20 protein-coding genes are annotated in these 23967 nt (G+C 72.2%); 15 read left to right on the plus strand and 5 right to left on the minus strand.

The window, feature by feature from the left end; translation table 11 throughout:
* Positions 1–31 precede the first annotated feature (31 nt).
* From ACIGJO_RS21455 to ACIGJO_RS21490, 8 genes are all read left to right on the plus strand, one after another.
* Positions 32–2122 (plus strand): right-handed parallel beta-helix repeat-containing protein, encoded by a 2091-nt coding sequence (locus ACIGJO_RS21455; protein WP_399960330.1) that lies wholly within the window; start codon positions 32–34, stop codon positions 2120–2122.
* On the plus strand, positions 2119–3039 hold the full coding sequence (locus ACIGJO_RS21460) for a hypothetical protein (protein ID WP_399960332.1): 921 nt from the start codon (positions 2119–2121) through the stop codon (positions 3037–3039). The genes ACIGJO_RS21455 and ACIGJO_RS21460 overlap by 4 nt, the downstream gene beginning before the upstream one ends.
* Positions 3036–4349 (plus strand): hypothetical protein, encoded by a 1314-nt coding sequence (locus ACIGJO_RS21465; RefSeq protein WP_399960334.1) that lies wholly within the window; start codon positions 3036–3038, stop codon positions 4347–4349. Before ACIGJO_RS21460 ends, ACIGJO_RS21465 begins: the two co-directional genes overlap by 4 nt.
* Positions 4350–4397: 48 nt before the next feature.
* Positions 4398–5018: a TetR family transcriptional regulator gene (locus ACIGJO_RS21470; protein ID WP_399960336.1), complete on the plus strand. Its 621-nt coding sequence runs from the start codon at positions 4398–4400 to the stop codon at positions 5016–5018.
* A gap of 111 nt (positions 5019–5129) precedes the next feature.
* Complete coding sequence (locus ACIGJO_RS21475) at positions 5130–7355, plus strand: molybdopterin-dependent oxidoreductase (protein ID WP_399960338.1); 2226 nt, start codon at positions 5130–5132, stop codon at positions 7353–7355.
* A gap of 123 nt (positions 7356–7478) precedes the next feature.
* Entirely contained in the window at positions 7479–8906 is a 1428-nt protein-coding gene (locus ACIGJO_RS21480) for a CitMHS family transporter (protein WP_399960340.1), read from the plus strand.
* A 145-nt stretch (positions 8907–9051) separates the two neighbouring features.
* Complete coding sequence (locus ACIGJO_RS21485; RefSeq protein WP_399960342.1) at positions 9052–10446, plus strand: aldehyde dehydrogenase family protein; 1395 nt, start codon at positions 9052–9054, stop codon at positions 10444–10446.
* Between the two features lie 77 nt (positions 10447–10523).
* Positions 10524–11603 (plus strand): zinc-binding dehydrogenase, encoded by a 1080-nt coding sequence (locus ACIGJO_RS21490; protein ID WP_399960344.1) that lies wholly within the window; start codon positions 10524–10526, stop codon positions 11601–11603.
* Positions 11604–11702: 99 nt separating this feature from the next.
* Here ACIGJO_RS21490 and ppk2 read toward each other — a convergent pair whose 3' ends face one another.
* Together ppk2 and ACIGJO_RS21500 are read right to left on the minus strand one after the other, a co-directional pair.
* Positions 11703–12767: a polyphosphate kinase 2 gene (ppk2, locus tag ACIGJO_RS21495; protein ID WP_399960346.1), complete on the minus strand. Its 1065-nt coding sequence runs from the start codon at positions 12765–12767 to the stop codon at positions 11703–11705.
* A 133-nt stretch (positions 12768–12900) separates the two neighbouring features.
* Positions 12901–13578, minus strand: a complete 678-nt coding sequence (locus ACIGJO_RS21500) for a TetR/AcrR family transcriptional regulator (protein ID WP_399960348.1) — start codon at positions 13576–13578, stop codon at positions 12901–12903.
* A gap of 65 nt (positions 13579–13643) precedes the next feature.
* Here ACIGJO_RS21500 and ACIGJO_RS21505 point away from each other — a divergent pair, with 65 nt between their 5' ends.
* The 3 genes from ACIGJO_RS21505 (at position 13644) to ACIGJO_RS21515 (ending at position 15938) form a co-directional block, all read left to right on the plus strand.
* On the plus strand, positions 13644–14795 hold the full coding sequence (locus tag ACIGJO_RS21505; protein ID WP_399960350.1) for an acyl-CoA dehydrogenase family protein: 1152 nt from the start codon (positions 13644–13646) through the stop codon (positions 14793–14795).
* Positions 14796–14884: 89 nt separating this feature from the next.
* Complete coding sequence (locus ACIGJO_RS21510) at positions 14885–15175, plus strand: YiaA/YiaB family inner membrane protein (RefSeq protein ID WP_399960352.1); 291 nt, start codon at positions 14885–14887, stop codon at positions 15173–15175.
* Positions 15176–15266: 91 nt separating this feature from the next.
* Positions 15267–15938, plus strand: coding sequence for a TetR/AcrR family transcriptional regulator (locus ACIGJO_RS21515; protein ID WP_399960354.1), 672 nt, complete (start codon positions 15267–15269; stop codon positions 15936–15938).
* Here ACIGJO_RS21515 and ACIGJO_RS21520 read toward each other — a convergent pair.
* Positions 15929–16390 carry a MaoC family dehydratase gene (locus ACIGJO_RS21520; protein ID WP_399960357.1) on the minus strand — a complete coding sequence of 154 codons (462 nt, stop codon included), beginning with the start codon at positions 16388–16390 and terminating at the stop codon, positions 15929–15931. The genes ACIGJO_RS21515 and ACIGJO_RS21520 overlap by 10 nt on opposite strands.
* 209 nt (positions 16391–16599) lie before the next feature.
* On the opposite strand from ACIGJO_RS21520, the gene soxR reads away from it, so the two are divergent.
* Positions 16600–17079 carry a redox-sensitive transcriptional activator SoxR gene (gene soxR / locus ACIGJO_RS21525; RefSeq protein ID WP_399960359.1) on the plus strand — a complete coding sequence of 160 codons (480 nt, stop codon included), beginning with the start codon at positions 16600–16602 and terminating at the stop codon, positions 17077–17079.
* Between the two features lie 76 nt (positions 17080–17155).
* Here the strand turns inward: soxR and ACIGJO_RS21530 are convergent, their stop codons facing one another.
* Positions 17156–17767, minus strand: coding sequence for a hypothetical protein (locus tag ACIGJO_RS21530; RefSeq protein WP_399960361.1), 612 nt, complete (start codon positions 17765–17767; stop codon positions 17156–17158).
* 267 nt (positions 17768–18034) lie between these two features.
* Here ACIGJO_RS21530 and ACIGJO_RS21535 point away from each other — a divergent pair, with 267 nt between their 5' ends.
* A complete protein-coding gene (locus ACIGJO_RS21535; RefSeq protein ID WP_399960363.1) occupies positions 18035–20863 on the plus strand; it encodes a penicillin acylase family protein in 2829 nt (942 codons plus the stop codon).
* 112 nt (positions 20864–20975) lie between these two features.
* Positions 20976–21455, plus strand: coding sequence for a GNAT family N-acetyltransferase (locus ACIGJO_RS21540; protein WP_399960365.1), 480 nt, complete (start codon positions 20976–20978; stop codon positions 21453–21455).
* 196 nt (positions 21456–21651) lie between these two features.
* Here ACIGJO_RS21540 and ACIGJO_RS21545 read toward each other — a convergent pair whose 3' ends face one another.
* Complete coding sequence (locus tag ACIGJO_RS21545; protein WP_399960367.1) at positions 21652–22920, minus strand: exo-beta-N-acetylmuramidase NamZ domain-containing protein; 1269 nt, start codon at positions 22918–22920, stop codon at positions 21652–21654.
* A 173-nt stretch (positions 22921–23093) separates the two neighbouring features.
* Between ACIGJO_RS21545 and ACIGJO_RS21550 the strand changes: the two genes are divergently transcribed.
* Positions 23094–23858, plus strand: coding sequence for an SDR family oxidoreductase (locus tag ACIGJO_RS21550; protein ID WP_399960369.1), 765 nt, complete (start codon positions 23094–23096; stop codon positions 23856–23858).
* Positions 23859–23967 lie beyond the last annotated feature (109 nt).

Consider the following 23967-nt stretch of genomic DNA (forward strand, 5'->3'; position numbering starts at 1 on the left):
AAAAGATGAACAATGCTCTACTCTCCCGCACATGTCGTGGACACGCAGACTCCTGGTGGTTCTCGCGGCGCTCGTCGCCGCGCTGCTCGCGGCTCCGGCCGCCCAAGCGCACGAAGAGCGCCCTCTGACCCTGCCCGACGGCACGGGCAGCGTCCCCGAGTACCGCACCGGACCACCGGACCTGCTGGTCTGCAAGACCGACCGGGCGGACTTCGTACGCCGCACGGCGGGCTTCCCGGCCCAGTTGAAGGCCCGGAACATGGCCCTCTTCGAGAAGTGCCGCGAAACCGGCTACCGCCATCTCCAGCAGGCGGTCGACGCGGCCGTCCGGCCCGGCACCAACATCGCCGTCCTGCCGGGCCTGTACGAGGAGGAGCCCTCGCTCCCGAAACCGGCCGGGGAGTGCGCCCGGCTCAAGGCTCCCGACTCGCAGCTCGGCTACCAGATCCTCAGCTACGCGCAGCAGAAGCAGTGCCCGCACAACCAGAACCTGGTCGCGATCCTCGGCAAGAAGAACCTCCAGATCGAGGGGACGGGCGCGGACCGCACGGATGTCGTCATCGACGCCAAGTACCAGAAGCTGAACGCGATCCGCGCGGACAAGTCCGACGGGATCTACTTCAAGAACTTCACCGCGCAGCGCACCACCTTCAACTCCCTGTACGTCCTGGCCCAGGACGGCTTCGTCATCGACGACGTCCTCACCCGGTGGAACGACGAGTACGGCTTCCTCACCTTCGCCAGCGACCACGGGCTCTACAAGAACTGCGAGTCCTACGGGAACGGCGACTCGGGCATCTACCCGGGCAGCGCGTCGGACATCAACGACGGCAGGGGCTACGACGTCCCGCGCTACTCCATCGAGATCACCGGCTGCCGGAGCCACCACAACATGGTCGGCTACTCCGGCACGGCGGGCGACTCCGTCTATGTCCACGACAACGAGTTCGACCACAACATGGGCGGCGCCTCCATGGACAGCGCCTTCCCCGGCCACCCCGGCCTGCCGCAGAACCACGCCCGCTTCGAACGCAACCTGATCCACGACAACAACGCCGACTACTACCCGTACGTCGCCGACGGCACCTGCGCCAAGCCCCCCGTCGAACGCGGCTACGAGCGGGGCGTCGTCTGCCCGCAGATCTCCATGCCCCCCGGCACCGGCATCATCACCGCGGGCGGCAACTGGAACCTCTACGAGAACAACTGGGTCTACGGACATGAGCGCGCCGCGTTCTTCCTGAGCGCCGCCCCCGCGTTCATCCGGGGCGAGGACGCCCTCGCGAAGCAGACCGACACGTCCCATCACAACCGTTACGCCGACAACCACCTCGGCACGGACAAGCAGGGCAGGTCCCGGCCCAACCGGACCGATGTGTGGTGGGACGGACAGGGCGAGTCCAACTGCTGGCAGCCCGGAACGGGGCCCTCCAGCCCGCGCACCCTGCCCGAGTGCGGGGCGGAGCGCGGTGAGGTCTCCGGCTCCACCGACCGGCTGGCCGGCGAGCCGGTCAAGCTCGCCCATCTGCTGGTCTGCTCCGACTACAACGTGCAGGCGCGCCGGCTTCCGGCGGGCTGCGACTGGTACGGGGCACGGGGCATCGAACGCATCGAGGTGCAGGCGGCCCTGGGTCTCGCGGTGGTTCTCGCCCTGGTCGGCGGGGTGCTGTGGTGGCGCAGGCTGCGCCACAGCCGGGCCGCGACCGCGCTGACCCTGCTCGGCGCCGTCGGCCTGGCCCTGGACGTGGCGGGCGCGACCATGGGGCTCGGCTCCACCTATCTGCCCGCCGCGGCGCTGCTGCTGACGGGTGTGTGGTGGACCGGGACCGGGCTCGTGCTGCGCCGCGAGCGGCCCGGCTTCGGCTGGACCACCGTTGCCCTGGGGGCGCTCACCCTGCTGGACGCCTTCGACAAGGGGGTCCTGATGATCCCGTGGATACCGCTGAGCCCGGCGTGGGTGCGGGGCCTGCTCGGGGTGGTGTGGGTGGTGTGGGCGGTCGTCGCCGCGGCCCGGCACGGCGCGGAGGCCGCGGAGCGGGCTTCCGGGCCCCAGGAGAGCCCCGGTGACGCGGACCGGCAGCACTCCGCCGCCCGGTCCACCCCCAACGGAGAGCCGTCATGAACCCGGTCCGTACCCGCACCGCCCGCGCCGTGGAGGCCCCGGCCCACCGCGAACGCCCCGTGAAGTCCCGTACCCGCACCGCCGCACTCCTCGCCGCGCTCGCCCTCGCCCTCGTCCTCGGGGCGAGCGGCTGCGGCGGGCGCGCCACCACGCACCACAAGCCCGGGACCGGACATGAACAGGCGAGCGGCGCCGTCGGGCGGCTGCTCGCCGCGGACGACGGCAACGGCCACCGCCTGCGCCAGGTCGACGCGGACGGGGCGCCGGAAGCGGAGCTCTCCGTACGGCCCGACTCCGAGGACGGCTGGAACGTCCGTGTCTCCGTGCGGAACTTCCGCTTCACCCCGGACAGCGTGGGCGGTGCGGCCCTTCCCGGGCGCGGCCATGTCCGCCTGTTCCTCGACGGCCGCCCGCTCGCCCGGCTCTACGGGCCCTGGTACCACCTCCCCGGCGCGCTCGCCGGCTCCCCGGCCGGCGGTCCCCGCTCCCTCACCGCCCGGCTCTACGCCGACGACCACACGGCCTGGGCGGTCGCGGCAGAGCCGATCCAGGCCACCGCTCCTCTCGCCCCCGGCGCCTCCGGAACGTCCGGTGCCGCCGCGAAACCGTCCGGTGCCTCCGGGAAACCGTCGGGTCCACCGGACCGGCCCGCCGCCGACCGCACCCTGGACATCTCCATCACCCACGGCAAGGTCAGTCCCGCGCCCGGCCGCACCGAGGTCAGGAAGGGCGAACGTATCGCCCTGCGGGTCCGCCCCGACCGCGCCGACACCCTCCACGTCCACGGCTACGACAAGGAGGCCGAACTGCCCGCCGGCCGCACCACCACCCTCACCTTCACCGCCGACCGCACCGGGCTCTTCGAGGTCGAGACACATGAGTCCGGCCTGCTCCTGACCCAGCTTGTCGTACGGTGACGGGTCCGGAAGGCCCGGTACGCACGGTGTCCGTACTCGCCCACGGTGTCGGCTCGCAGCACGACCTGCCGCTGTCGCCCTTCTACGCCTTCGCGGGCGCGTTCACCGCGCTCTTCGTCTCCTTCCTCGCGCTCGGCCTGCTCTGGTCCGCCTCCCGTTTCCGGGGCGACCGGGCGGGCCGCACGCTGCCCGATGCCGTGCAGCGGCTCGCCGACGCCCGGCCCACCCGTATAGCGGCGCGCGTACTCGGGGCGGGCGCCGCCCTGTTCGTCGTGCTCCAGCTCCTCCTCGGCCCGGAGGACCCGGAACACAATCCGGCCGCCGGCGCGCTCTATGTGCTCTTCTGGGTCGGGCTCGTCCCGGCCTCCCTGCTCCTGGGCCCTGTCTGGCGGCTGCTCAACCCCCTGCGCACCGCGCACCTCCTGGTCTGCCGCGCCCTGCGCCGGGACCCGGCCGCCGGCCGCCCCCTCCCCGCCCGGCTCGGGATGTGGCCCGCGGCGGCCGGGCTCCTCGCCTTCACCTGGCTCGAACTGGTCGCCCCCGACCCCGCGTCGGCCACCGCGCTCCTCCTCTTCCTCGCCGTGTACACCGCGATCCATCTCATGGGCGCCGCCCGCCACGGCGCCCACTGGTTCGACCACGCCGATGCCTTCGAGGTCTACTCCGGACTGCTGGCCCGCCTCTCCCCGCTCGGGCGCCGCCGCTCCGACCGCCGTCTCGTCCTGCGCTCCCCGTTCAACGGACTCGACGCCACCGCGCAGGTCCCCGGGCTCGTCGCCACCGTCTGCGTCATGCTCGGATCCACCGCCTACGACGGCTTCTCCGACGCCCCCTCCTGGATCACCACCGTCCAGACCTCACCCCTGGGCCGCACCGCGGCCGCCACGCTCGGACTCCTCGGCGCCGTCGCCATGGTCGCCGCCCTCTACACCCTGTGCGCCGGAGCCACCCGGCTGATATCCGGCCGGCTGCCGCACCCCCTCACCGCCTTCGCGCACTCGCTCGTCCCGATCGCCCTCGGCTATCTCGTCGCCCACTACTTCACACTCTTCGTCACCGAAGGGCCACGTACCGTCATGATGGCACTCGGCGCCGACAATCCCGCCGCCCCCCAGCCGCCCCTGGGGCCCGGCGCCCTCGCCACGCTCCAGGTCGCCGCCATCGTGCTCGGCCATGTGCTCGGGGTCGTCGCCGCCCACGACCGGTCCGTGCGGCTGTTCCCGCCCGGCCGGGCGGTCGCCGGGCAACTGCCCCTGCTGGTGCTGATGATCGCCTACACCCTCGGCGGGCTCACCCTGCTCATCGCCTGACGGAACCGGCGGCCACCGCCCGTTCCCGCAGAGGAGACCCACGGCATCATGGAGCCCGTGCCCCATGCGAACCCGAACCTCCGCCGCGCCCCCGTGCAGCAGCGCAGCGCCGAACGTCTCGCCCGGATACTCGACGCCTGCGCCGAACTCCTCGACGAGACCGGCTACGAACAGCTCTCCACCCGAGCCGTCGCCGTCCGCGCGCAGGTGCCCATCGGCTCCGTCTACCGGTTCTTCTCCAACAAGCGGGCCCTGGTCGACGCCCTGGCCCTGCGCAATCTGAACAGCTACGCGGAGCGCATCACCACGCGGCTCACCGGCATTCCGGCCGCCGACTGGCGTGCGGTCATCGACGCCGTGCTGGACGAGTACCTCGCGATGAAGCGGTCCGTCCCCGGTTTCGCCCTCGTCGACTTCGGCGCCCCGTCCCCGGCCGACGACCCCATGGGTGACGCCAACCGGCGGGTCGCGGCCAAGCTCGCCGACCTGCTCGCCGGCCACCTCGGCCGCACCCCCGACGAGCACCTGCTCCGGGCGATCCTGGTCAGTGTCGAGGCCGCCGACGCACTCTTCCAACTCGCCTTCCGCACCGACCCGTCGGGCGACCGGGCCATCGTCGCCGAGACCAGGGTCCTGATCACGGCCTACCTCGGGCGGATCCTCGACTGACGGCCGCCGCCGGCCCCTCCCCATCATGCGTACCGGTCGGTATGCTCGCCCGACAGGCGGCCCCGCCCGGCCGTGCCCACGCCTTCGCTGCCGCTGCCCCGGGGAGGGCCCATGACCGACGGCTCCCGTGCCACCCGCACCGCACCGCGCATCTGCCCCCTCTGCGAAGCCGCCTGCGGTCTCACCCTCACCATCGAGGGGACGAGGGTCACCGGCGCCCGGGGCGACCGGGACGATGTGTTCAGTCAGGGATTCATCTGCCCCAAGGGCGCGTCCTTCGGCGGTCTCGACGCCGACCCCGACCGGCTGCGCGTCCCGCTCGTGCGCCGGGGCGGCGCACTGCGCGAGGCCACCTGGAGCGAGGCGTTCGACCTGATCGCCGCCCGGGTCCCGGAACTGATGGAGGCCCACGGGCGGCCATGCGTCGGCGTCGTCCTGGGCAACCCCAATGTGCACACGATGGCCGGCGCCCTGTATCCGCCGCTCCTGCTCGCCACGCTCCGTACCCGCGGCCTGTTCACCGCGAGCACCCTCGACCAGATGCCGAAGCACGTCTCCAGCGGGCTGCTCTTCGGCGACCCGAACGCCATCGCCGTACCCGACCTGGACCGCACCGATCACCTGCTGATCCTCGGCGCCAACCCGCTGGAATCCAACGGCAGTCTCTGCACCGCCCCCGATTTCCCCGGCAGGCTCAAGGCGCTGCGCCGCCGCGGCGGCACGCTCACCGTCGTCGACCCGCGCCGCACCCGCACCGCCCGCCTGGCCGACCGGCATGTCGCGATCCGGCCCGGCGGGGACGCCCTGCTGCTGGCCGCGCTGGTCCACGTTCTGTTCGACGAACGGCTCACCGACCCGGGGGCGCTGGCCGCACACCTCGAAGGGGTGGACGAACTCGCCGAAGCGATCAGGGAGTTCACCCCGGAAGCGGTCGCCGGCGCCTGCGACGTGGACGCCGGTACGATCCGTGCCGTCGCCCGCGAGCTGGCCGCCGCCCCCACCGCCGCCGTCTACGGGCGCATCGGCAGCTGCACCGTCGAGCACGGCACCCTCGCCAGCTGGCTGATCGACGTCCTCAATATCCTCACCGGCAACCTCGACCGGTCCGGCGGCGCACTCTTCCCGCTCTCCGCCACCGCCCGCGCCCCCCGGCCCGCCGCACCCGGCAAGGGGTTCGCGCCGGGCCGCTGGGCGAGCCGGGTCTCCGCGCACCCCGAGGCCAAGGGCGAACTGCCCATGGCCGCACTCGCCGAGGAGATCGAGACCCCCGGCGAGGGCCGGATCCGGGCCCTGATCGTGCTCGCCGCCAACCCGGTGCTCTCCGCACCGGACGGCGACCGGCTCGACCGGGCCCTCGCCGGCGGACTCGACTTCATGGTCAGCGTCGACCCGTACCTCAACGAGACCTCGCGTCACGCCGATGTGGTGCTGCCCCCGCCGCCGCCCTCGCAGAGCGCCCACTTCGATTTCGCGCTGAACTCCCTGGCCGTCCGCAACCAGGTCCGCTACACACGCCCCGCCGTGCCCCTGGAGGACGGCCGGATGGACGAGAGCGAGATCCTCGCCCGTCTCGTCCTGGCCGTGGGCGGGATGCACGGAGCGCCCCCGCGGACCGTCGACGATCTGGCCGTCGACGCCCTGCTCACCCGGGCCGGCGCGCCGAAGGAGCTGGCCGCCGCGCTGTCGGGGGGCACCGGGCCCGAACGGCGGCTGGACCTGATGCTGCGCCTGGGGCCGTACGGCCTCACGCTCGACAAGCTCCTGGCCCACCCGCACGGCATCGACCTCGGCCCGCTCCGGCCGCGCCTCCCGGAGGTCCTGCGCACCCGCAGCGGCCGCGTCGAACTCCTCCCGGCCCCGATCGCCGCCGACCTGCCGAGGCTGCGGCGCGCCCTGCGCGAGAGGAGCGCCCCGGCGGAAGGGGCCGTCGCGGACGGGCGGCCCGTGCCGCTCGTCCTCGTCGGCCGCCGCCATCTGCGTTCCAACAACAGCTGGATGCACAACGTCGCCACCCTGCGCGGCGGCAGCAACGTCTGCACCCTCCAGATCCACCCCGACGACGCGGCCCGCATCGGGCTGAAGGACGGCGCCACCGCCCGGATCACGGCGAGCGGCGGGGAGATCGAGGCCCCGGTGGAGATCACCGACACGGTACGGACCGGGGTGGTGAGCCTCCCGCACGGCTGGGGACACCACCGTGCCGGCGCCCGGATGTCGGTCGCGGCGGCGGACCCCGGTGTCAATGTCAACCAGCTGCTCGACGGCACGCTGCTCGACCCGCTCTCCGGCACCGCGGTGCTCAACGCCTTCCCGGTCTTCGTAACAGCAGCCCATTGACCTGGGGTTTTGCTCGTATTGCTCGCACGTCAACATCTTGTTAACGCGGGAACGGGGCACCTAACGTCATCCGGACCGCCGACTCCGGTGGGAGTTCACAGGCGAACGTGAGGTGTTCCCCCCATGCTGACAGTCCTCGGCTTTGCCATGATCGCCACCTTCCTGGTGCTGATCATGACGAAGAAGATGTCGCCGATCGCGGCACTGGTCCTGATCCCCGCGCTCTTCTGTGTCGCCGTCGGCCAGGGGGCCGAGCTGGGCGACTACGTCATCGAGGGCGTCGGCAACCTCGCGCCGACCGCCGCGATGCTCATGTTCGCCATCGTGTACTTCGGCGTGATGATCGACGTCGGCCTCTTCGACCCGATCGTCCGGGCCATCCTGCGCTTCTGCAAGGCCGATCCACTGCGGATCGTCGTCGGTACGGCGGTACTCGCCGCGATCGTCTCGCTGGACGGCGACGGCTCCACCACCTTCATGATCACCGTCTCGGCGATGTATCCGCTCTACAAGCGCCTGAAGATGAGCCTGGTCGTGATGACCGGCGTCGCCGCCACGGCGAACGGCGTGATGAACACCCTCCCCTGGGGCGGGCCCACCGCCCGTGCCGCCACCGCGCTCAAGGTGGACGCGGCCGACATCTTCGTCCCCATGATCCCGGCGCTCGCGGTCGGACTGCTCGCCGTCTTCGTGCTGGCGTTCGTCCTCGGCCGGCGTGAGCGCAAGCGGCTCGGCATCCTCACCCTGGACGAAGCCCTCGTGCGGGACCGGGAGTCGGAGACGGTCCTCGCCGGCGCGGGCGGCGGCGGCCGTACGGCCAAGGCGTCCGGCGGGACCGGCGCGGCCACCGGTGCCGGTCCCGCACCCGAACCGGTCGGTGACACCGAGGAGGCGTACGACGACGAGGAGTTCAGGGGGCTGGACCCGGACCGGGCCACCCTGCGGCCCCGTCTCTACTGGTTCAACGCCGGTCTCACCGTGGCCCTGCTGACCGCCATGATCATGGAACTGATGCCGATCCCGGTCCTCTTCCTGCTCGGCGCCGCCCTCGCCCTCACCGTCAACTTCCCGCACATGCCCGACCAGCGGGCCCGTATCGCGGCCCACGCGGACAATGTCCTCAATGTCTCCGGCATGGTCTTCGCCGCGGCCGTCTTCACCGGCGTCCTCTCCGGTACCGGCATGGTCGAGCACATGGCCGACTGGCTCGTCGGGGCCATCCCCGACGGCATGGGCCCGCACATGGCCGTCGTCACCGGTGTGCTGAGCCTCCCGCTCACCTACTTCATGTCGAACGACGGCTTCTACTTCGGTGTCGTCCCCGTGCTCGCCGAGGCCGGAGCCGCCCACGGTGTCACGCCGCTGGAGATCGCCCGTGCCTCCCTGGCCGGACAGGCCCTCCACATGTCCTCCCCGCTGGTCCCCGCCGTCTACGTCCTCGTCGGCATGGCCAGGGTCGAGTTCGGCGACCACACCAGGTTCACCGTCAAATGGGCCGTGCTCACCTCTCTGGTGGTGCTCGGCGCGGGCATGGCCTTCGGCATCGTCTGAGCCGTGACGGCCGCCGACGGGGCCGGACGAAGCGCCGGGCCGGACGTGACCGGTGTCTCCGGGCGGTCCCTGGCGCCCAAAAACTAACGGCGCTAGTTTGGGGCTCGCACGACATTGGCGGTACCCATGCCCTGGAGGACATGCCATGAAGGCCCATGACGGGATGTACATCGGCGGTGCGTGGCGGCCGGCCGGGGGACCGGACGCGATCGAGGTCGTGAACCCGGCGGACGAGCAGGTCATCGCCCGGGTTCCGGCGGGCAGCGCCGCGGATGTCGACGCCGCCGTACGGGCCGCCCGCGCCGCGTTCCCCGGCTGGGCCGCCACCCCGCCCGCCGAGCGCGCCGCCCGCCTCGCCGCCCTGCGCGACGTCCTGGCCGCCCGCAAGGACGAGATCGCCGAGACCGTCACCGCGGAACTGGGCGCGCCGCTTGCGCTCTCGCGGACGGTGCACGCGGGTGTGCCGGTCCTGGTCGCCGGTTCGTACGCCGAACTGGCCGCCACGTACGGCTTCGAGGAGAAGCTCGGCACCTCCACCGTCCTGCTGGAGCCCGTCGGCGTGGTCGGCGCGATCACCCCCTGGAACTACCCGCTCCACCAGATCGTCGCCAAGGTCGCCCCCGCGCTCGCCGCGGGCTGCACGGTCGTCCTCAAGCCCGCCGAGGACACCCCGCTCACCGCCCAGCTGTTCGCCGAGGCCACCGAGGAGGCCGGGCTGCCCGCCGGGGTCTTCAACCTCGTCACCGGACTCGGCCCGGTCGCCGGTCAGGCGCTCGCCGAGCACGAGGGCGTCGACCTCGTCTCCTTCACCGGATCGACCGCCGTCGGCAGGCTGATCGGCGCCACCGCGGGCGCCGCCGTCAAGCGCGTGGCCCTGGAACTGGGGGGCAAGTCCGCCAATGTGATCCTGCCCGGCGCCGATCTCGCCAGGGCCGTCGCGGTCGGGGTGGCCAACGTGATGTCCAACTCCGGCCAGACGTGCAGCGCCTGGACCCGGATGCTGGTCGACGGCGAGCGGTACGAGGAGGCGGTGGCCCTCGCGGCGGCGGCCGTCGCCAAGTACGTACCGGGGGAGCGGGTCGGCCCCGTCGTCAACGCCGGGCAGCAGGCCCGGGTGCGCGGCTGCATCGAACGGGGCATCGCGGAGGGCGCCAGGCTGGTCGCGGGCGGCCCCGAGGCCCCGAGGACGCCGGGGTACTACGTCAGCCCCACGGTGTTCGCCGATGTCACCCCGGAGATGACCATCGCCCGCGAGGAGATCTTCGGCCCGGTCCTCTCGATCCTCAGGTACGAGGACGTGGAGGACGCCCTGCGGATCGCCAACGACACCGTGTACGGTCTGGCCGGCGCGGTCTGGGCCGCCGACGACGCGGAGGCCGTGGCGTTCGCCCGCCGGATGGACACCGGGCAGGTCGACATCAACGGCGGGCGGTTCAACCCGCTGGCCCCCTTCGGCGGGTACAAGCAGTCGGGCGTGGGGCGCGAACTGGGCCCGTACGGTCTGGCGGAGTACCTCCAGACCAAGTCGCTCCAGTTCTGAGCGGGACCGCCCCGCCCGCCCTTCCGCGCATCCGTCCTTCCGCGCATCCGAGTCAGCCCCAGCCAAGGAGCCTTTCCGTGGTCCGCGCCGCCGTACTGCCCGCTGTCGGAGCTCCCCTGGAGATCACCGACATCGAACTCCCGCAACCCGGTCCCGGTCAGGTGCGCGTCGCGCTCGCCGCCGCCGGGGTCTGCCACTCCGATCTGTCCCTGTCGAACGGCACCATGCGGGTCCCGGTGCCCGCGGTCCTCGGCCACGAGGGCGCGGGAACCGTCGTCTCCGTGGGGGAGGGTGTCACCGACGCCGCCCCCGGCGACGCCGTCGTCCTCAACTGGGCGCCGTCCTGCGGGAACTGCTTCCACTGCGGGATCGGCGAGGTCTGGCTCTGCGCCGACGCGCTCAAGGGCACCGCCGGCATCCATGCCCGTACCGCGGACGGCACCGAACTCCACCCCGGCCTGAACGTCGCGGCCTTCGCCCAGGAGACCGTCGTCGCCGCGAACTGCGTGCTGCCCGCCCCGGCCGGCATCCCGCTCACCGACGCGGCCCTCCTGGGCTGCGCCGTGCTCACCGGCTACGGGGCGGTCCAGCACTCCGCCCAGGTCCGCGCGGGCGAGAGCGTCGTCGTCCTCGGGGTCGGCGGCGTCGGCCTCGCCGTGCTCCAGTCCGCCCGGATCGCCGGTGCCTCGCGGATCATCGCGGTCGACGTCTCCCCCGCGAAGGAGGAGCTGGCCCGTCTGGCCGGCGCCACGGACTTCGTCGTCGCCTCCGCCACCACCCCGCGCGAGATCCGCAGGCTGACCGGCGGCCAGGGCGCGGATGTCGCCGTGGAGTGCGTCGGAGCGCCCGCCACGATCCGGGGCGCCTGGGAGTCCACCCGGCGCGGCGGCCGCACCACCGTCGTGGGGATCGGCGGCAAGGACCAGGAAGTCACCTTCAACGCCCTGGAGATCTTCCACTGGGGCCGGTCGCTGATGGGCTGCGTCTACGGCAACAGCGACCCGGCGCGGGATCTGCCGGTGCTCGCCGAGCACATCCGGGCGGGCCGATTCGACCTGTCCATGATGGTCACCGAACGGATCGCGCTGGAAGGCATCCCGGCGGCCTTCGACAACATGATCGCGGGCCGGGGAGGGCGCGCCCTGGTCGTCTTCTAGGACCCCTTCCGGAAGTCCCGCCCACGCCCGCCCGCCCGTGCCCCCGGGACCGTACGGCGTCGCGGGCGGGACGGGCGGGACGGGCGGGACGGGCGGTCCTCAGGAACCCTGCGGAGTCTCCGGGGTCAGCAGCCGGGCGTCCATCTCGCCCTGCTCGAACAGCCGTGAGGCCGGGCCCACGATCAGCGGGTCCGGTGCTCCGGCCACCTCCGGGTCCTTGCCCGGGTAGTCGAAGCGGTGCAGCACATGGCGCATCGCCTCCAGCCGTGCCCGCTTCTTGTCGTTGCTCTTCACCACGGTCCAGGGCGAGTCCGCCGTGTCCGTGTGGAACAGCATCAGCTCCTTGGCCTCCGTGTAGGCGTCCCACATGTCGAGCGACGCCAGGTCGACCGGGCTCAGCTTCCACCGGCGTACCGGATCGATCTGCCGGATCATGAACCGGTTGCGCTGCTCGTTGCGCGAGACGGAGAACCAGAACTTCACCAGGTGGATGCCGTCGCGCGCCAGCATCCGCTCGAAGCCCGGTGCCTGGTGCATGAATTCGAGGTACTCACGGCTGGTGCAGAACCCCATCACCCGCTCCACACCGGCGCGGTTGTACCAGGAGCGGTCGAACAGCACGATCTCCCCGGCGCTCGGCAGATGCGCCACATACCGCTGGAAGTACCACTGGGTGCGCTCGCGTTCGGTCGGCTTCTCCAGCGCCACCACCCGCGCGCCCCGCGGATTGAGATGCTCGGTGAACCGCTTGATCGTGCCGCCCTTGCCCGCCGCGTCGCGCCCCTCGAAGAGGATGACCAGCCGTTCGTCGCGCTCCTTCACCCAGTGCTGGAGCTTCAGCATTTCGATCTGCAGGGCGCGCTTGGCCTTCTCGTAGTCCCGCCGGCGGAGCTTGCGCTCGTACGGGTAGTCCTCGCGCCAGGCCTCCCTGGCCTGCCCGTGCGGTGTCACCAGCACCGGGTCGTCGTCGCCGCTGTCGGTCACGGCGAAGCCGTCGAGATACGGTCCCCCGTAGCGCGCGGCCCGTATCGCCTCCTTCGCATCGGAAGCCTTCTCCGTGACGGAGCCGTCCTCCGGCGCGGAACCGCGCTTACCGCCCGAACCGCGCTTCCCGCCCGAACCGCTCCCGGACCCGCCGCCCCGCTGCTTGGCGCTCCTCGTCATGACGGGATCCCTCCACCGGCCGTGCCGGACGTTTCTCCGTCAGGCCAGTCTGCTCACCGGTCCGGCGGCCCGCCACCGGGGGCGGAGCGGCGGGAGCGTACGGTGCCCGCCGCTCCGCGCGGTCCGGGACGCGTCAGGAACGGTCCGTCGTCCCCGGCCGGGGTGTGCCGGTACCGGCCATCTGCTCGTACTGGAGCGCGAGCCCGTCCAGCAGGGCCCGCAGCCCGGTCGCGAACGCGCCCTCGTCCACCTGCTGGCGGCGGTCGGCCAGCAGGTGAGCCCGGCCGAGGTGCGGGTAGTCGGCGGGGTCGTAGGCCGTCTCGTCGTCGACGAAGCCGCGGGCGAAGGAGCCCAGGGCCGAACCGGTGATGAAGTAGCGCATCAGGGCCCCGATGTACGTCGCCTGGGCGGGCGGCCAGCCGGCCCCGACCATGGCGCCGAACACCGCGTCGGCGACCCGCAGACCGGCCGGACGGCGGCCGGGCCCCTGGGCGAGGACCGGGACGATGTGCGGGTGCTCGGTGAGCGCCGCGCGGTAGGAGACGGCCCAGTCGTGCAGGGCCTCCCGCCAGTCGCGCGGATCGGACTCCTCGAACATCGACAGATCGACCTGGGCGGAGACGGCGTCGGCGACCGCGTCCAGGATCTCGTCCTTGTTGCGGAAGTGGTTGTAGAGCGAGGGCCCGCTGACCCCCAGCCCGGCCGCCAGACGCCGGGTGGAGACGGCGTCGAGCCCCTCGGCGTCCACGAGCGCGCTCGCCGCCTCGACGATGCGGGCTCTGCTGAGGAGGGGCTTGCGCGGTCGGGCCATGCGGCTCATAGTAGGGCCTGCGAGCCATAAACTAGCAGTGCTAATTAAAAGTGGGGTGTCGCTCGATGAACCTGGAACTCAGCGAGGAACAGGAAGCCGTACGGCGGCTGGCGGCGGACTTCGTCGCCCGCGAGGTCACCCCGAACGCCGTCGCGTGGGACCGGGCCGAGAACGTCGACAAGTCGATCGTGAAGAAGCTGGGGTCGCTCGGCTTTCTCGGCCTCACGGTCCCCGAGGAGTACGGCGGCTCCGGCGGCGACCACCTCGCCTACTGTCTGGTCACCGAGGAGCTGGGCCGCGGCGACTCCTCCGTCCGCGGCATCGTTTCCGTCTCGCTCGGCCTGGTCGCCAAGACCGTCGCGTCCTGGGGGAGCGAGGAGCAGAAGCGGCGGTGGCTGCCGCGCCTGACCGCGGGCGAGGCGGTCGGCTGCTTCGCCCTCACCGAGCCCGGGACCGGCTCCGACGCCGGGAACCTCACGACGAGGGCCGTCCGGGACGGCGCGGACTACGTCATCAACGGCACCAAGATGTTCATCACCAACGGCACCTGGGCCGATGTGGTGCTGCTCTTCGCGCGGACCGGCGACACCCCCGGTCACCGGGGGATCTCCGCCTTCCTGGTGCCCGCCGGCACCCCCGGCCTCACCCGCCGCGCCATCCACGGCAAGCTCGGCCTGCGCGGTCAGGCCACCGCCGAACTGGTGCTGGAGGACGTCCGGGTCCCCGCCGACGCCCTGCTGGGCCCGGCGGGCAAGGGGTTCTCCCTCGCCATGTCGGCCCTGGCCAAGGGGCGGATGTCGGTCGCGGCGGGCTGTGTCGGCATCGCGCAGGCCGCACTCGACGCCGCCGTGCGGTACGCGGGCGAGCGGGAGCAGTTCGGCAGGCCCATCGCGGGCCACCAGCTGGTCCAGGAGCTGATCAGCGACATCTCCGTCGACGTCGACGCCGCCCGGCTGCTGACCTGGCGGGTCGCCGATCTCGTCGACCGGGGCCAGGACTTCGCCACGGCCGCGTCCACGGCGAAGCTGTTCGCCTCCGAGGCGGCCGTGCGCGCCGCCAACAACGCCCTCCAGGTCTTCGGCGGCTACGGCTACATCGACGAGTACCCGGTCGGCAAGCTGCTGCGCGACGCCCGGGTGATGACGCTCTACGAGGGCACCAGCCAGATACAGAAGCTGATCATCGGCCGCGCGCTGACCGGGGTCTCCGCCTTCTGACGGGCACTCGCGCTCGAACGGGCGTCTGAGTACCGGGCTGAGTACGGACACGGATGTGGCGCGCGCCACGCGGGCGGATGCTGTGCGGCATGAGTGAGACAGCATCGGTCAAGCAGCAGGGCACCGCCGCCTTCTACGGTCAGGCCGTCGCATCCTTCGGGGTGGCGATGGGCGCGGTGGCCCTCGGTATCTTCTTTCTCGACGCCGACGGCTGGGTGCGTGGCTTCCTCGCCATCGGTGTGCTCTACCTCGTCACGTCGTGCTTCACCCTGGCCAAGGTCATCAGGGACCGCCAGGAGGCGGGGCAGCTGGTCAGCCGCGTCGACCAGGCGCGTCTGGAGAAGATCCTCGCCGAACACGACCCCTTCCAGAAGCTCTGATCCGGCGGCGGCATCCGGCTCCCCGGACCTAAGCGCTTGCTCAGGTTCGGGGTATGGTGTGCGTTCTGTTGACGGAGAGGGGCACGTGGCGATGAGTACGGCGCAGGAGATGGACGGTGACGACACGCCGTGGGGCGAGGTCACGCCCGAGGCGGCCAGGCGGCTCCTCGTCGCCGCCGTCGACGCGTTCGCCGAGCGCGGGTACCACGCGACCACCACCCGTGACATCGCCGGCCGCGCGGGTATGAGCCCGGCCGCGCTCTACATCCACTACAAGACGAAGGAAGACCTGCTCCACCGCATCAGCAAGATCGGCCATGAGCGGGCCCTGTCCGTCCTGGAGGCGGAGGCCGACCGGGACGGCACGGCGGCCGTCCGGCTCGCCGCGGCGGTGCGCTCCTTCGTCCGCTGGCACGCCGAACGGCACACCACCGCACGTGTCGTGCAGTACGAACTGGACGCCCTCGGCGACGAACACCGCGCCGAGATCGTCGAACTGCGCCGCAGGAACGACGCCGTGGTGCGCCGGATCATCGCCGAGGGCGTACGGGCGGGGGAGTTCGACGTCCCCGATGTGCCCGGCACCACCCTCGCGGTGCTGTCGCTCTGCATCGATGTGGCCCGCTGGTTCAACGCCCGGGGGGCCCGGACGCCCGACGAGGTCGGCGCGCTCTACGCCGACCTCGTGCTGCGCATGGTGGGCGCGGGGGAGCGGCCCCCGGCCCGGCGGCCGGGTCCGGGGACGGGACCGGCTCAGAAGTAGTAGCGGGACACCGATTCGGCGACGCAGGCGGGCTTCTCGCCGCCCTCGCGCTCGACGGTGACGGCGGCGGTGACCTGGACACCGCCGCCCGCCTCCTCGACCCCGCTGAGCACGACCGTGGCGCGCAGCCGTGAACCCACCGGGACGGTCGAGGGGAAGCGGACCTTGTTGGTCCCGTAGTTGATGCCCATCTTCATGCCCTCGACCCGCATGACCTGGGGTACTAGCGCGGGCAGCAGGGAGAGCGTCAGATAGCCGTGCGCGATCGTCGCGCCGAACGGCCCGGCCGCCGCCCGCTCGGGGTCCACATGGATCCACTGGTGGTCGCCGGTCGCCTCGGCGAACTGGTCGATCCGCTTCTGGTCGATCTCCAGCCAGTCGCTGTGGCCCAGCTGCTCGCCCACTCCGTCACGCAGTTCCTGCGCGGACGTGAAGATCCTCGGCTCTGACATGGTTCTGGTCCCTGCCTTCCGGCTCTCTGCCCTCGTGCTGCGCCTCGCAGCGTCGATGTCCAAGCGCTTGCTCAGCATCCTTCGGGCGGTGCGTCCCTGTCAACGACGCTGCGCGCCGGTGTGCGGGGCGGCGGCCGGTGCGCCGTGGTGATCGGCAGGGTTTTCGAAGAGTGGGGCGGGGTTCGAGGCGGGCCAGTAGGGTTCGAGGGGTGCCTCAGATCCCACAGACACTCCATGAACTCTCGGTCGGTCAGCTCTCCGCGCGCAGCGGTGCCGCGGTCTCGGCCCTCCATTTCTACGAGTCCAAGGGCCTGATCCACAGCCGTCGGACCAGCGGCAATCAGCGCCGGTACACCAGGGACGCACTGCGCCGGGTCGCGTTCGTGCGCGCCGCGCAGCGGGTCGGCATCCCCCTGGCCACCATCCGCGAGGCGCTCGCCGAACTCCCGGAGGGGCGGACCCCGAACCGGGATGACTGGGCCAGGCTCTCCCGCGCGTGGCGCGGCGAACTGGACGAGCGCATCGATCAGCTGGGCAGGCTGCGGGACCACCTGACCGACTGCATCGGCTGCGGCTGCCTCTCGTTGGAGAACTGTGTGCTCTCCAACCCCAACGACATCTCCGGCGGCCTGATCACCGGCTCCCGTCTGATGCCCGAGCCCACGAAAGGGGCCGGGCGGGGAGAGTAGCCGGACGCGTGGGGAGAGCGGCCGGGCGGGCGGGGGAAGCCGACGGGGGCCGACCGCCCCTCCCCGAGCGCGTTTCTCACGCCGCCGAGGCCAGATTCCGCTGCCGCGTCCGCCGGGCCCGCGCGAGTGCTCCCTCCGTCAGCACGGGGCGCGGCACCACGATTCCGCATCCGGTGCAGACCGGCCCCGACCACGGGTCCCGGTCCAGGTCCTGCCGCCAGGTGATGCCCGTCGCCGCGCAGACCGGACAGGCGGACCCGGGCTCGGACCCCAGCGCCGCGATCAGCCGCCGCAGCACCTCGGCGAGCGGCGCGGACGGATGGACCCCCGGGTCGGCGCAGCGGGCGACACCGTTGCCGCCCCAGGTCCGGCGGTGCCAGTCGTCGAACGCCCGCGGGCGGCGGAGCCCGTTGTGCTTCTCGCGGCGCCGCCGTTCGGCGAACCCCGTCTCGTACGCGAGCCAGATGGCCCGCGCCTCCTCCAGCTCCTCCAGGGCGCCCATCAGGCGTACCGGATCGGGGGCCCGGTCCTCGGGTCCGATCCCGTGCCGGGCGCACAGATGGTGCCAGGTCGCCCGATGACCGTACGGGGCGAACCTCTCCAGGCATTTGCGCAGCGAATACCGCCGCAATGCCAGGTCGCCCAGCGGATCGCGGACCTGTCTCGCAAGACTCCGGAAACCGGCCATGACACTGCCACCTCCGTCACTCGTACTTCGGCGTCAAGGAATGGACGTACGACTGCCCGTTTCGGCTCCATCGAAAGATGAGAATCGTCCATTGGCCGAGACACCCCACGTGAGGCGGGGGTGATGACCGGTAGCGCGGCGGCGTGCGGCCGGTGGTGAGAGGGCGTGCGGGCATGTGGCGATGCGGAAAAGGTGACCGGTGTTCACCTTACTGGCCGGGGAAACCGCCAGTATCCTCCGGCGCATCGGCCTCTCGGAGGAGCGCGCATGCCCCCACGCACCGGTACATTCAGGGCCGCCGCCGTCGCGGCAGCCCTTGCCTTCGGCGCTTTCCTGTCGGCTGCCTCGCCACCGGCCGGAGCCGCCGCGGCGGAACCCGCACCCGTACCCGATCACTGCCAGGGGCAGTGCGCCGACATCCTTCCCCCGGGGGAGAACGGCAACGCCACCCTCGTCGAGATCCTCGGCAACAAGGCCTTCGGCACCCACCCCGCCCACAGCGACGACCAACTCGACCGCTACAACGGCCTGGTGGCCGGGCACACCGGCCTCACCGACCGGAAGCTGACCGACTTCTTCAACGAGGCCTCCTTCGGGGTCGCGAAGGACCAGGTCGAATCCGTCATCTCGCCCCGCGAGGACGTCACCATCACCAGGGACAGGCGGACCGGTGTCCCCCACATCAAGGGCACCACCCGTTACGGCACCGAATTCGGCGCGGGGTTCGCGGCGGGCCAGGACAGGCTCTGGCTGATGGACCTCTTCCGGCACATAGGGCGCGGCGAACTGACGTCGTTCGCGGGCGGCGCCCTCGCCAACCAGGGGCTGGAACAGCAGTTCTGGCCGCAGGCCCCGTACACCGAGGCCGACCTCGAAGCCCAGGCCGAGCGGATCAGGACCACCGAGGGCGCACGGGGCGAGCAGGCCATGGCCGACGCCCAGGCCTATGTCGACGGGATCAACGCCTACCGCGACAAGTCGAAGAAGGGCCGCTACTTCCCCGGCGAGTACGTTCTCACCGGCAAGATCGACGCCATCACCAACATCGGCGAGATCCAGCCCTTCGAGCTCACCGACCTGATCTCGATCGCGTCCGTCGTCGGCGGGCAGTTCGGCGGCGGCGGGGGCGGTGAGGTGCAGGCCGCGCTCTCCCTGCTCGCCGCCCAGGAGAAGTACGGCGTCGCCGAAGGGACCCGGGTCTGGGAGTCGTTCCGGCAGCGCGAGGACCCGGAGGCCGTGCTCACCGTCCATGACGGCACGGTGTTCCCGTACGCGGGCAAGCCGGACAGCGCGCGCGGCACCGCGCTTCCCGACAGGGGCTCCGTCACACCCGAACCGCTGATCCATGACCGGACCGGCTCCGCGGGCACCGGGCGGAAGGCCCCCGTCAGGGCCCCGGCCGCGCTCAGGCCGCTCCAGGGCATGTACGACAAGGGGGTCATCCCCGAGGGCTCGCTCCCGGGCTCGGGCGACGGCGCCGGGAAGCGCGGGATGTCCAACGCCCTGCTGGTCTCCGGCGAGCACACCGCGAGCGGAAACCCGGTCGCCGTCTTCGGTCCCCAGACCGGCTACTTCGCACCGCAGCTGATGATGCTCCAGGAGCTCCAGGGCCCCGGCATCAGCGCCCGCGGTGTCTCCTTCGCCGGGGTCGGCATGTACATCCAGATGGGCCGCGGCCAGGACTACGCCTGGAGCGCCACCTCGGCCGGCCAGGACATCACCGACACCTACGCCGTCGAGCTGTGCGAACCCGGCGGAGGCGCCCCAGCCAAGGACTCCACCCACTACCTCTACCGGGGCACCTGCACCGCGATGGAGAAGCTGGAGCGCGTCAACTCCTGGAAGCCGACCGTCGCCGACTCCACCGCCAAGGGCTCCTACCGGATGCGGGTGTGGCGCACGCGCTACGGCATCGTCACCCATCGCGCCACGGTGGACGGCGAGCCCGTCGCGTACACCTCGCTGCGCACCACCTACCGCCACGAGGCCGACTCGATCATCGGCTTCCAGCTGCTCAACGACCCGGACTACGTCAAGGACGCCGCCTCCTTCCGGCGCGCGGCCTCCCACATCGACTACGCCTTCAACTGGTTCTACGCGGACTCCCGCACCGCCGCCTACTACAACAGCGGAATGAACCCGGTGCGCGCGGCGGACGTCGACCCGGCCCTGCCCGTCAGGGCCGAGAAGGCGTACGAGTGGCGGGGCTACGACCCGGCCGCCAACACCGCCGACCACACCCCCGACGCCGAGCACCCGCAGTCCAGCGGCCAGGACTACTACATCTCCTGGAACAACCGGCAGGCCGAGGGCTACGCGACCGCGGGCTTCGGCTTCGGGGCGGTGCACCGGGGAGACCTGCTGGACGACCGGGTGGCGAAGCTCGTCGAGGAGGGCGGGGTCACCCGGGCCTCGCTCACCCGCGCCATGGCCGATGCCGCGCTCACCGATCTGCGGGGCGAGCAGGTGCTGCCCGAACTGCTGAAGGTGCTGCGCTCGCAGCCGGTCACTGACCCCGAAGTCAGCGCGGCCGTACAGCAGTTGGAGTCCTGGAGGGCGTCGGGCGCACAGCGCGGGGAGAGCGGTGAGGGTTCCCACCGGTACGCCCACGCCGACGCCGTACGGATCATGGACGCCTGGTGGCCGAAGCTCGTCGAGGCCGAGTTCCGGCCCGGCCTGGGCGCGGACCTCTACACCGCGCTGACCGGGAACCTCGCCACCGACGAGTCCCCGTCGGCCGCCCACGGGCCGAGCGGGGCGCACAGCGGTTCCGCGTTCCAGTACGGCTGGTGGGGCTTCGCCGACAAGGACCTGCGTCGGGTGCTCGGACAGCCCGTCAAGGGGCCGCTGGCCAGGACGTACTGCGGCGGCGGCGATCTGAACAGCTGCCGCGACGCCCTGCTCGGCACCCTGGAGCGGGCCGCCGCCGAACCGGCCGCCGAGGTCTACCCCGGCGACGACAGCTGCGGGGCCGGTGATCAGTGGTGCGCCGACGCGATCATCCACCGCCCGCTGGGCGGGATCTCGCAGAAGCCGATCCACTGGCAGAACCGGCCGACCTACCAGCAGGTCGTGGAGTTCCCCTCGCACCGCTGAGGGCCGTTCGCGCCCGCAGGTCCCGCGCCGGCGCCCGGCCACCCGGTATCGCTGCCCTGAGCAGGCGTTATTCGGTGGCCGGGCGTCCTGGGGCGCGCATAGGGTGCCGCACATGACAGCGTCCCCACGCCTGGAGAAACCCACCCCCGAGAACGTGCTGAGCGCCTGCCGTCTCCGGGTCCGCCCCGACCAGGCGGCGTTCGTGTCGCCGGTCGCCGAATCGCTGGCCGAGGCGTACGTGAATCCCGGCATCGCCTGGCCCCGGCTGATCCGCGACGGTGACCGGACCGTGGGCTTCGTGATGGCCTTCTTCGGCGTCCCCTTCGACTTCGACGCGGACGTGCCCGGAGCACCGCCGCGCTCCGGTCTCTGGCGCCTGGCGATAGACGCCGGTGAACAGGGCCGCGGGTACGGGCGCTTCGCGGTGCGGGCGGTGAACGAGGAGATCCGCAGGCGCGGCGGGACGCTCTCCACGGTGACCTGGCACCCCGGCGAGGGCGGCCCGGAGGACTTCTATCTGGGGCTCGGGTACCTCAAGCGCGGGCTGACGAACGACGGCGATCACCTCGGCGAACTCGACCTGACCCGCTGAGGGCCGGGGGGCTGGCCGGAGCCGCCGGGGGCCCTCGGGGGACGGTGGGGGACGGCCGGGGGCAGCGATACCCCCGGGCCCCACCGGCCCCCGGGCCCCGTCGATCCCACAGGCCCCACCGGCCACCGGGCCCCACCGGCCCACTGCGCGACCGGGCCCCCGCCCCCGTCGCCTCCGGCCGGGGTGCGCCCGCGTCCTATCCGCCGTACCGCAGGTACTTCTTCCGCTTCGCCCGGAAGGCAGCCAGGTCGTCGCGCCAGGCGCCCACCACCTCATCGGTGTCCGCGCCCGCGTCGATCATCGTGCGGACCCGGGTGTTGCCGGTGAGCTTGTCGATCCAGTTGTCCGGCCGCCAGGCGAAGCCGCTCCAGGACCGCTTCGCCGTCACCAGCAGGGCGATCCCGGTGCGCACCGGGTCGAACACCTCCCGGTCCTGGACATGCAGCTGCACCCCGCCGACCGTCTTCCCCTGGAACTTGGAGAAGGTCGGCGCGAAGTACGCCTCGCGGAACGCCACCCCGGGCAGGTCCAGCGCGTTGGCGGCGGCCGCCCAGCGGTGGTCGATGCCCTCCGCCCCCAGCAGCTCGAACGGCCGCGTGGTGCCCCGGCCCTCGGAGAGGTTCGTCCCCTCGAACAGGCAGGTGCCGGAGTAGACGAGGGCCGATTCGGGCGTCGGCATGTTCGGGCTGGGCGGTACCCACGGCAGCCCCGTCGTGTCGAAGAAGTCCGAGCGCCGCCAGCCCGACATCGTGACGACGTCCAGTCGCACCGGCTGCTCCGCCAGGAACTCCGCGTTGAAGAACAGTGCCAGCTCCGCCACGGTCATGCCGTGCGCCTGGGCGATCTCCCGGCGGCCCACGAACGTCGCGAACGCCGGATCCAGGACCGGTCCCAGCGCGGCCCGCCCGGTCACCGGGTTCGGCCGGTCCAGGACGACGAAACGTTTACCCGCGAGAGCGGCCGCCTCCATGCAGTCGTACAGCGTCCAGATGTACGTGTAGAAGCGGGCGCCCGCGTCCTGGATGTCGAAGACGACCGTGTCCACCCCGGAGGCGGTGAAGATGTCCGCCAGCGGCCGGCCGCTCTTGAGATAGGTGTCGTAGACCGGCAGTCCGGTCGCCGGGTCGTCGTACCGCCCCTCGGAGCCGCCCGCCTGGGCGGTGCCCCGGAAGCCGTGCTCCGGGCCGAAGACGGCGGTCAGGTTCACCCGCGCGTCCGGGTGCATCACATCGACGATGTGGCGCACGTCGGAGGTGATCCCGGTCGGATTGGTGACCACTCCGACCTTCTGTCCCTTCAGCAGCCGGTAGCCGTCGGCGGCCAGCCGGTCGAACCCGGTGCGCACCCGGCCGTGTCCGGAGCCGTGACCGGGCCGGGCGGCCGCGGGAGCGGTCCCCGCCGCCGTGGCCGCGAGGGCTCCCACAGCGCTCCCGGCGGCCAGCAAACCACGTCTGGACAGGCTCATTCCGCTACCTCCATGATCGCGCCGTCTGTCATGGTCACGCACGCTAGCGTGGGTCCGGGCCGCACGGAACGACCCTGACCGGGCGGATTCCCCGTACTGGCCCCGAGCCCTTCCCCAACGACATACCGACCGGTTAGTCTGCCGGGGCAGTCGGCCGAGAGGGGCGGGACCCGATGATTACGGTGCAGGGCGCCGGCGTAGTGGTCACAGGGGCCGGGGGCGGCATCGGCGCCGCGCTGGCCCGCAGATTCGCCGCGGAGGGCGCGCGGGTCGTCGTCAACGACCTCGACCCCGGCCGGATCGGGCCGCTCGCCGAGGAGATCGGTGGTGTCGCGGTCGCCGGTGACGCCTCACGGATCGTGGACGCCGCCCGCGACGCGCTCGACGGCACGGTGGACATCTACTGCGCCAACGCGGGCCTCGCCTCGCCCGGTGATGTCCTCGCCGACGAGGAGGTCTGGGCCGCCGCCTGGGACGTCAATGTCATGGCCCATGTCCGTGCGGCCAGGGCCCTGCTGCCGGACTGGCTGGAGCGGGGCGGCGGCCGTTTCGTCACCACCGCCTCGGCGGCCGGGCTTCTCACGATGATCGGCGCGGCCCCGTACAGCGTCACCAAGCACGGCGCCGTCGCCTTCGCCGAGTGGCTCTCCCTGACCTACCGCCACCGCGGCCTCAAGGTCCACGCGATCTGCCCGCAGGGCGTACGCACGGACATGCTCACCGCCGCGGGCTCCGCCGGTGAGCTGGTCCTCGCCCCCGGCGCGATCGAGCCGGAGGCGGTCGCCGAGGCGCTGTTCGACGCCATGGCCGAGGACCGCTTCCTGGTCCTGCCGCACCCCGAGGTGGCCGGGTACTACCGGGCCCGCGCCACGGACCCGGACCGCTGGCTGGGCAGCATGAACCACCTCCAGCGGAAGTGGGAGGGGACCGGGGCGTGACCGTCTCCCGCGCGGGCGGAGGTCCTGACCGGGCCCGCCGGGGCCGCGAGTGGGAAGATCCTCGGGCGGGAACCGCGTTTCCCTCCAGTCAGAACAGTTCACGCACGGC

The sequence above is a fragment of the Streptomyces sp. NPDC079020 genome (assembly GCF_044542225.1).
In the GTDB taxonomy this organism is placed as follows: Bacteria; Actinomycetota; Actinomycetes; order Streptomycetales; family Streptomycetaceae; genus Streptomyces.